The sequence below is a fragment of the Nitrospinota bacterium genome (genome assembly GCA_009873635.1).
GTDB lineage: Bacteria > Nitrospinota > Nitrospinia > Nitrospinales > VA-1 > LS-NOB.
In genome coordinates, this window is the sequence record WAHY01000024.1 from 1 (window position 1) to 8,790 (window position 8,790).

The window sequence follows — 8,790 nt, forward strand, 5'->3', positions numbered from 1 at the left end:
TGATCCGGTCATCTTATACTCTTCTTTGGAGGGCAGTTCTTGAAGGTGAGAATGATGTGAGTGATCAGCTTATAAGTAATACTTGTGAAAACCTTTCAAGGGAATATGATTGCTCTGATATTGAGCTGATTGATGATCAGTTAGAAAAGAAACTTATAGTAATAGACGATATTGCGAAGGTGGCTCATTCGGGGCAAAGCCTTTGCGGAAAAATTATCAAAGGTTCTTCAAAAAATAACCCACAGAAAATAAAAAAATTTGGCGAGAAACTCACTGAGTTAGACCGGGAAATTGAAGTTATGGGAATGAGTAATCCGGAGATTAAACCGTTGACCGACATGTTCAGTAAAAGAAAGGAAAATGTGGACGGTGAAAATATATGTTTATTGGCGATTGCAACACGAAAATGCTATCTGGAATTGTTCGACGAAAGCGAGAAAATGAAATCGATTTTAAAAAGTTGTATGAAAAAATTGTTGAGTTTGCAAGTGGGTTATATTTCACATAACTCCATCAATGTAGCTGTTCCAGGCAGATAAGAAGCCATATCCCCTTTGGCTTTCTCTTTTAAAAATCCGTGAAGAAATTGTAAAGAAGCTCCCCCACCAGTGGACACGAAAAAATTACTGGCAAAGTAGTTCCACAATTGATACGAATCATTTTCAAGGAAATCGATAGATATCTGATTGCGGTTTACTGTTGAAGGGAATTGTTTTTCTATTTGAGCCTTGATCATTTTTTTTAATTCGGTGATGCCAATTTTATTCAGGATCGCGGCAGAATCTCCTCCACCAATAACTACAGAAAGTTCTTCATTTGTCAGGGACATTTGAAACAGCATTTTGGCCAATTCAAGAGAACCCTCAGCATAATAGCTGCAGGCAGGGTGGTCGTAGGCACCTAGTGGGCCGTTCCAAAAAACATTTTGGATGCCTTTGAAGAGTTCTTCGAACTGGTTGATGGTTTTTTCCCCTAAATCCAGTTGGAGTTCTTTAGAAAAATCAGCCACCGATTTGTTCTCAAATGTTGTGCTCTGATAGTCAGTGACAACTTTATAATCTTCGGGGAAAAGTAAAGAAACCTTATTCACTTCTGCAAGTTCTATGATTTCCTCGGCAAGGTTGATTTCATTCAGAAGTTCCTCGTTTTCAGAATCTTTCTGGCTTATTAGTTTTGCCGGTAATGTTTCCTTGTTAAAGGGTTGAAGCAATTCTTTTTGTTGTTGGGCCAATAGGAATGCATTGGCCATTTTCCCCCCTATTAATATTCCTTTTATTCCTGTTAAGACAAATTGTTTCAAAATCTCAATTTTGTCGGATATTTTTGCTCCGCCTGCTACGACCAGTGTCTTTTTAGGTTGAGATAAGATTCTTGAGGCAAACTTCCCGATACGATTTATTTCTTCATAAAGAAGGACGCCTGCAATAACCTGTTTCCCTTTTTGTCGCATCAACTGAGGTAAAAGTTTGATGCTTTTTGTGATTCGATGACTGCAACCGAATGCGCAGTTAATATAGACGTCTGCAATATCCGCCAGTTTTGTTATGAATTCGGTGCGATAGAGGTCTGTATTTTTAGGGTCCAGCATGTATCTTAAATTGGGTAGAAACTTGATTCCCCCGGGCGGTAAACGTCTATGTGAAACGATTTCAAGAGAATGTTGCATATGAGAATCAATTGTTTCAGGCGGAAAGATGGTATAAGTGTCTCCGTAAATTCGTCGAATAAGGGTATCGAAGTGTGATGAAACAAATTGAATATTGAAGATACCATCCCAACCTGAGTGATCTTTTGTTTTGTGAGGTCGTCCAAGATGAGAACCTATAATGATTCGACAATCTCCTTCTGTCAGTTCGTGTATCTTTCTGAATGTTAGATCCAGGAAACGTCTGATTCTTGTGTCATCTGCAACCCGGTATAGCCCTTTTGCGGTGGATCTAAGAGGCACATTAAAATCGCATCTGATGAATATTGTTTTACCCCGCAAGTCACTTGACTTTAATTCGCCTAACTGGGTCATTCCAATAAGGTTGTTTGTATTTGAAGTTGACATTCTGTCTTCCTGTATATCTACGTTGTGAATGTATTAAAAACAATAGCTTTAGCAGGTTAAGGCTTTTCTTCTCTCATATTTTTTATCGGGATAATTTGCTGATTTATCAATATTCTTTCCATTATTTTTGATAAGAGTGGTATGATTAAGGCTGCAGTAAGTTTACACCTTTTTCAAGATAATAAACTTTTCCGGCATTAGCCGGGTTTAATAATAAAAGATAGATTTTTGATACCTTTTTTAAAAGGAAGATAAACCCGAAAAGTATTACGATTTTTATCGAAATTTAAAAAGAATTTAAATAACATTTTTATAGACTTTCCGACAGGAAAAACCAACCCAAAACACAGATTTCTTCTTATCTCACCAAGGCCGATAACCTGTGATTCTGAACGGCACAAAAACAAAACTTTCATTTAATTATTTGAATTATAAAGGTTAAATCCATATATATCAACCTTTAGAATGTTTTGTCCGGCCTGGAAACCTACCGTTGGTGTTGCCTGCGATAAAAAGTCAGGAAGATTTTCAAATGAGAAAAAGTAAATCCAGTAAAAAGGTCATGCTGATAAATGCTCAGCAACCTGAAGAATGCCGGGCTGTTGTTCTCGATAATAATATTATTGATGATTATATTGTTGAGCATTCTTCTCGAGAACAAATTAAAGGGAACATATATTTGGGGGTAATAAACAGGGTGGAGCCTTCCATTGAAGCTGCATTCGTAGATTTTGGTGGAAAAAAATATGGCTTTCTCCCCTTTAAAGATGTTCTGAAGGAATCTTATGTTCATACTGGCGAAAAAAAGGCGAAAGTAAGGATTCAGGATGTTCTGATTCGCGGCCAGCGTATTATTGTTCAGGTTGCTAAGGAGAGTAGGGATGCCAAAGGACCATCGCTGACAAATGGTATTAGTTTGGCGGGGCGGTTTTTGGTTTTAATGCAGGGCCAGGGAAGTGCGGTTTCCCGGAAAATAGAAGATGAGAGTGAAAGGAAAAAATTAAAGGATATCGTTGCGGATCTGGATTTACCGGAACATTTAGGTGTGATTATCCGAACGGCTGGGGTTGGGCAAACAAAAGTTGAACTGCAGAAAGATTTGCAGATGCTTCTGAAAATCTGGAACAAGGTTGAAGAGGCTCCAAAAAATGAATCGATAACAGGACCATGTTTAGTTTACAAAGAACCGGATTTGGTTGTCAGAACTGTTCGGGACCATTTCAGCAGCGATACCTCCCAGATCATTGTAGATAGTCCAGAGGCCTATAAGTCATTAAAGGACTTTATAAAACTTGTGATGCCTCGCAACAGGAATCTCGTCAAGCTCTATAAAGAAACAAAACCACTCTTTTCAGAATACAATGTTGAAGAACAGATAGAGACTATCTATAAACGTACGGTTTTATTGCCGTCAGGAGGCTCTATCGTCATCGATATTGGCGAGGCAATGGCTTCTATTGATGTTAACTCAGGAAAAACCAAGGGAGGGCTGGACCTTGAAGAGACAGCTTTGACAACAAACCTTGAGGCTGCTAAGGAAATCGCGCGACAGCTAAGGCTGAGGGATTTGGGTGGACTGATTGTTATTGACTTCATCGATATGTTTCAGAAAAAGAACAAGGCCGCTGTTGAAAAACAAATGAAGCAATGGTGTAAAACTGACAAGGCGAGGATAAATCTTGCTCGAATTTCCAAGTTTGGCCTTCTTGAAATGTCCAGGCAACGGATATCACCCCCTGTCAAAGAAGGAGTTTTTGAACAATGCGAACATTGTAACGGCTCGGGTTTAATCCGTTCGGTAGATTCTATAATCTTGAATGTCCTTCGAAAAATTCAAGAAATCATTGCGGCAGAAAAAGTGAAAGTGCTTACATTAGAAGTGTCGCCAGAAGTTTCTAATTATATTTTGAATTATAAGCTGGATGTTCTCACAAACCTTAAATCGAAGCACTCTGTCGATTTTCGTTTCGAGACAAAAACAGGGTTGTCCTATGATGACTTCAAATATGTTGTAACAGAAGTTTGGGAAGCTGACCCTGAGCAAAATGTAAAAACAGATGAAAAACCAGTGGAATCGACTGAGACAGCTAAACGTCCCTCTGGAAGAGGGAGAGCAGCCAGATCTTCCAAGAAAGTTGAAGAAGGGCAGGCAGAGCCAGAAACTAAAGAAGCCGCAAGCTCAACGCCCACAAAAAGAAAGTATACCAGGCGGCCTTCAACACGAAGAGGCCCGCAAAGAGGTAGACGCCGGCGTCCAGCGCAGACCGCAAAAAAAGCTGAGAACAAACCGACTGACACTAATACTCCAGTATCAAATGGTGAAGGCAATTTAAGAACCCCTGAATTTTCTACAGGCGATTTGCCGGGTAATATTAAATCTCCCATGCCTCCATTGCCGTTGCCTTTTGTGAGGGAGAACCCGAGTGTGGGTGGAGAGCAAACTCCTTCCCCGAAAGAGCCAGTTATTCCACCCTCGGACGGGGGCACTGATTAGGTGGATTCGACAGACTTGGCACAACGAAAACCGGTATCCCAAAACCTCATGTTGGGCGGTAATAGGTTCCTGTGAGGGATCATGGTGAATTCTTTCATAAAACCGTGTTTACGTTTATTTATAGAGCCTCCACGGGTGACCTTGAATTTTTTGCCATAGTTTACGTCTTCGTGTTTAGAATCGGGGTAGGGTTGATACCAGCTTGAAGTCCATTCTGAGACATTCCCGTTCATTCCCCATATTCCATATGCGCTCACATCTCCCTCAAGGGAGTTGACGGGCAGGACTTGTTTGCCAAAATTGGCTGTGCCTTTTTCAAAATCGTTGCCCCATACGAACAGCCGATTATCACCACCACGTGCGGCTTTTTCCCACTCAAATTCTGTTGGAAGACGTTTGCCGGCCCAAAGGCAGTAAGCCTCAGCCTCATATCCACTGACCCCACTTGCAGGTAAATTTACCTGTCGTACTTTATATTGTGCATTGGGCTTGAATTTAATAAATTCCTCATACGTCACTTCAAACCGGTCCATATAAAAAGCCTTTAAAAAATACTCTTGTTCTGGTTGTGCATTGAGGGACGATGTTTTGTCAGACATAAATTGCAGCAGATCGCTTTGAGGGTTGAGGCCTAGTGAGAAATTGCCTTCTGGAATAAGAACCATCTTTGCCGGCTTGGTTTTTTCGCAGGCAACAAGGGCAATTAAAGTAATAAATATAATAAATAGTTTATTCAATTGAGTTGTTTATTGGGTGGGCATTTTGTGCATAACGGGTAACAGGAAAAACTTTTGAGCCGGGTTGAGCCATAACATACTCAATGGTCAGGCAGGCAGCTTCTTCGCGTGTGCACATCATTGTGCGACATTCCTCATCCTTTTGACCGCAGTAGTAGTTTAAAATCCGCATCTTCATGAAAGAGCCATCATTTAATTTTAAAGCGTATACATTTCTTTTTGACTCAATATTATGTGTTCTGGTGCGGTAGTTATACCATCCAGCCAACGATTTATTGACTAAGTTGCCCAATGATCTGTGATCCTGTATATAGCCAGAATCTGGGGCAGTTTTAACATCATCAAAGTTTGAAAGTCCCAGGTTTATGACCCCTGTATTGCCAGATGGATTCGTTTTGCCGCCATTGGAGATGATTTTTGTTCTGCTGAACCCAAGATCCCAGTCAGACTGGTTAAGGTTATTTATTTCATCCTCGGATACTTGCCGTGTTTTGCCTGAACTGAAATTAACCAAAGTCCAGGAGTCCCTGTCCTTGGCATCAATCTTAATAATTGGATTGTTGGTGCTGATTTTTTTGATTTTTTTGGGGGGCAACGGAACGGTTTCAAAATCTTCAATATTTGTTTCCATATAGCTCAAAGCTGTATGAAAAACGAGGGTTGCTCCAAGAAGCATTAAGAAAATTCGTGGGGTTGGATTCATTTATCTATATTAGCATAGCCTACTTCTTATATACCTGACTAAATCTATAAAATCATTAGACAGGAATTTTACGTTCCAATTAAAGTATAATACCGCTATTTATAATAAATACAATAAGTTGTGAAAACCTTTGCTTTTGCTGTTTTTGATTAATAATGTATAATTGTAAGTAAGTTTATCGTTAAGGTTTTGGAAATGAGTGAAGACAGACATTTTGGATATAAAAAAGCGCAAATTGAGAATTTTTTAAAAGGGGAATTTAAAAAGAAGTTTAAAAGAAACGCTAAAATTTCTCTTAGGAAAAGACAGAAGTTTATTGCAGAAGTTACCCGAAAAGTTGCCAAACGATTTGGTAAGGATGTGTTACTGCTTATTAACTTCTCAAAAAATGGATTCTGTACGGTTGTTTCCCCAGCGAAAACAGAATCGACCGATAAAGGCAAGCTGGTTAAATCCTTTATACACCCCCAAGTATTTTATACGTCACATTGTGTGGACCGTTTTAGCGAAAGAATGAATTCCCATGAAAATTGTGTTATCACGCTGGATGCTTTTTTTGCTGAAGCTTTATCTACCTATGGAGAAAATGATGGGTTCCTGACTTGCCCGGATGGAGTGTTCGCATATGAACTGGTAGATGCCCGTTTCATTATAAAAACCTACATCAATTTTGATTTATTATCTGACGACCAGATAAAGCAGTTTTACGGATCAAGTATGATTTCTATGCTTCCAAAGGAATACGCAACGGATGATATTTTGGGAGCAGACTTTGTTCTGGCAGATGAATATGACGAGCATATAGGCAAACCTGGTAACTAAAGTATTCTGGCTGACGCTGCGATTTTTTTTCTTCATATTTTACCATTCTAAATTTCCATCTTTATTTACTCAAAGTATGATCCAGTTATTCAATGTTCTAAAAAAATATGGCGGTGGTAATCCGGCGCTGGACGACATTTCCATCAAGATTGAAAAAGGCGAATTTGTTTTTTTAACCGGTCCGAGCGGAGCGGGGAAAACCACTATTCTTAAAATTCTTTTCGGTTGGGAGAAATTTGAGGGCGGCCAGGTTCTTGTTCAGGGTATCAACGTTGGTAAGTTAGATGCCAGTAATATGCATATTCTGAGACGATCTATTGGTGTGATTTTTCAGGACTACAAACTTCTTGCCAATAAAACTGTTTTTGAAAATGTTGCTTTTGCACAGGAAGTCACAAACCATGACAGAAAAACCATCAAATTTAAAACCTGGCAAGCCTTGAAGAACGTTGGGTTGACCCCTAAAAAAGATTCTTTTCCGGCTCATCTTTCCGGTGGGGAACAGCAACGTGTTGCCATCGCCCGGGCAATGGTGAATTCTCCTCCTATCATCCTTGCAGATGAGCCCACAGGTAACCTGGACCAGGAAATTTCTCTGGAAATTTTAAAACTTTTTGAAAATTTGAACCGCAATGGCGCAACCATTGTGTTTGCGACTCACAGTCAGGATATCCTGAAGTTAGGTGACCATCGGGTTATTGTTTTAAATCGAGGAAAGGTCGTGTCATCGTGAGCTCTGCCATCCAGGCATTACTAACAGGCTTTCAGGCAACGATTGCTAATATTCGTGCAAATATGCAAACTTTCCTGATCTCTGTTGTGACGATTGCTATTTCTATAGCTATTCTTGGGCTTTTCTTGATAATTTTTTTTAATTTGAACAGCTTTCTTGCCAGTTGGAATCAGCAGGTTCAATTGATCGTTTACCTGAAAGACGATATTTCAAAAGAACAAAAAGATAATCTCGAAAATCTTTTTCGTAAGAACTCAAGAGTGCAGTCAACAGAGGAAGTTACTAAGGACAGGGCCTGGAAAGAGTTTAAGCTCAATCAATCTAAACAATCAGGTATGGAATTCGACCTGGGCTTTAATCCCTTGCCTTCATCATACAGGGTTCGATTTAAGGTATCTGAAAACCGACTTAAGCATATCAGCGAATTTGCAGACAAAATTCAAGGTGAAGCAGGTGTGGAGTCGGTTGAATTTGGCAAAAGCTGGATTTCCCGTTTTGAGAAATTTATGGTTTTTTGCCGTGTCTTCCTTATGGCAACTGGAGCTTTGCTGAGTTTTGGTCTGATTCTGATTATTTCCAATACGATTAGACTTTCAATTTATTCGAGACAGGAAGAAATTGAATTGATGCTATTGATTGGAGCTACTCCCGGTTTTGTGAAAATTCCTTTTCTGCTTGAAGGAATGCTTCAGGGGTTATCCGGCTCAATAATGTCTTTAGGGTTAATGGGTGCTATCTATTATTATTTAAAAAGTGAGTTTCAAGTCTCTATTGAATCCCTTGCAAGAGGAATGGAATTCCAATTTATTTCTCAACCTTTTTTATTAAGCCTTGTTGGTTTAAGTGTGCTGATTGGTTTTATCGCTAGTTATATTTCTACCTATCAATATATGCAGGTTTTAAATAAAAGATGAAAAATAAGACCCTGTTAAGCATCTGTTTTATCCTGCTAGGAGCAGTTTTTGTCTCTAAGGGTTGGGCCGCAAAAAAAAGTGCAAAAGAAATAAGTGATTTATTGCAGGATGAACAGAAAGAACTGAGCCTTCTAAAGAAAAAAATAGCAAGGCAAAATCAACTCATATCTTCTGCGGGTAAAAAGGAAGGTCAATTATTGGGTAAACTGAGAAAAATTGATAATCAGATAAAGCTTAAGAAAAGAGAGCTTAAGATTTATAAGTGGAACTCTCTTATTAATAAAAAGAAAATTACCAGGATTGAAACGAACCTTAAAAATAATGAGCAAAAATT

8 protein-coding genes are annotated in these 8,790 nt (G+C 39.1%); 5 read left to right on the forward strand and 3 right to left on the reverse strand.

Annotated features, from left to right (window positions below):
• Positions 1-56: 56 nt before the first annotated feature.
• Complete coding sequence (locus F3741_11055; GenBank protein MZG31317.1) at positions 57-539, forward strand: hypothetical protein; 483 nt, start codon at positions 57-59, stop codon at positions 537-539.
• Here F3741_11055 and F3741_11060 read toward each other — a convergent pair.
• Positions 494-2,020: a phosphoglycerate kinase gene (locus tag F3741_11060; GenBank protein ID MZG31318.1), complete on the reverse strand. Its 1,527-nt coding sequence runs from the start codon at positions 2,018-2,020 to the stop codon at positions 494-496. The genes F3741_11055 and F3741_11060 overlap by 46 nt on opposite strands.
• Before the next feature lie 595 nt (positions 2,021-2,615).
• Between F3741_11060 and F3741_11065 the strand changes: the two genes are divergently transcribed.
• On the forward strand, positions 2,616-4,547 hold the full coding sequence (locus tag F3741_11065) for an Rne/Rng family ribonuclease (GenBank protein MZG31319.1): 1,932 nt from the start codon (positions 2,616-2,618) through the stop codon (positions 4,545-4,547).
• Here the strand turns inward: F3741_11065 and F3741_11070 are convergent.
• Both F3741_11070 and F3741_11075 read right to left on the reverse strand, forming a co-directional pair.
• Complete coding sequence (locus F3741_11070) at positions 4,544-5,212, reverse strand: formylglycine-generating enzyme family protein (protein MZG31320.1); 669 nt, start codon at positions 5,210-5,212, stop codon at positions 4,544-4,546. The two genes, F3741_11065 and F3741_11070, sit on opposite strands and share 4 nt — an antisense overlap.
• Before the next feature lie 64 nt (positions 5,213-5,276).
• Positions 5,277-5,987, reverse strand: a complete 711-nt coding sequence (locus tag F3741_11075) for a hypothetical protein (protein MZG31321.1) — start codon at positions 5,985-5,987, stop codon at positions 5,277-5,279.
• A 195-nt stretch (positions 5,988-6,182) separates the two neighbouring features.
• Here F3741_11075 and F3741_11080 point away from each other — a divergent pair, with 195 nt between their 5' ends.
• The 3 genes from F3741_11080 (at position 6,183) to F3741_11090 (ending at position 8,456) form a co-directional block, all read left to right on the forward strand.
• The gene (locus F3741_11080; protein ID MZG31322.1) at positions 6,183-6,809 is read left to right on the forward strand and encodes a hypothetical protein; all 627 of its coding nucleotides are present in this window, start codon (positions 6,183-6,185) and stop codon (positions 6,807-6,809) included.
• Positions 6,810-6,885: 76 nt separating this feature from the next.
• Entirely contained in the window at positions 6,886-7,542 is a 657-nt protein-coding gene (gene ftsE / locus F3741_11085) for a cell division ATP-binding protein FtsE (protein ID MZG31323.1), read from the forward strand.
• Positions 7,539-8,456, forward strand: a complete 918-nt coding sequence (locus F3741_11090) for an ABC transporter permease (GenBank protein ID MZG31324.1) — start codon at positions 7,539-7,541, stop codon at positions 8,454-8,456. The genes ftsE and F3741_11090 overlap by 4 nt, the downstream gene beginning before the upstream one ends.
• The last annotated feature ends 334 nt before the right edge of the window (positions 8,457-8,790 follow it).

What these genes read in the sequence shown, in the direction of transcription:
- ftsE (MZG31323.1), top strand. Translation starts at nt 6,886, where the DNA reads ATGATCCAGTTATTCAATGTTCTAAAAAAATATGGCGGTGGTAATCCG.
- F3741_11065 (MZG31319.1), top strand. Translation starts at nt 2,616, where the DNA reads ATGCTGATAAATGCTCAGCAACCTGAAGAATGCCGGGCTGTTGTTCTC.
- F3741_11070 (MZG31320.1), bottom strand. Translation starts at nt 5,212, where the DNA reads ATGGTTCTTATTCCAGAAGGCAATTTCTCACTAGGCCTCAACCCTCAA.
- F3741_11060 (MZG31318.1), bottom strand. Translation starts at nt 2,020, where the DNA reads ATGACCCAGTTAGGCGAATTAAAGTCAAGTGACTTGCGGGGTAAAACA.
- F3741_11075 (MZG31321.1), bottom strand. Translation starts at nt 5,987, where the DNA reads ATGAATCCAACCCCACGAATTTTCTTAATGCTTCTTGGAGCAACCCTC.
- F3741_11080 (MZG31322.1), top strand. Translation starts at nt 6,183, where the DNA reads ATGAGTGAAGACAGACATTTTGGATATAAAAAAGCGCAAATTGAGAAT.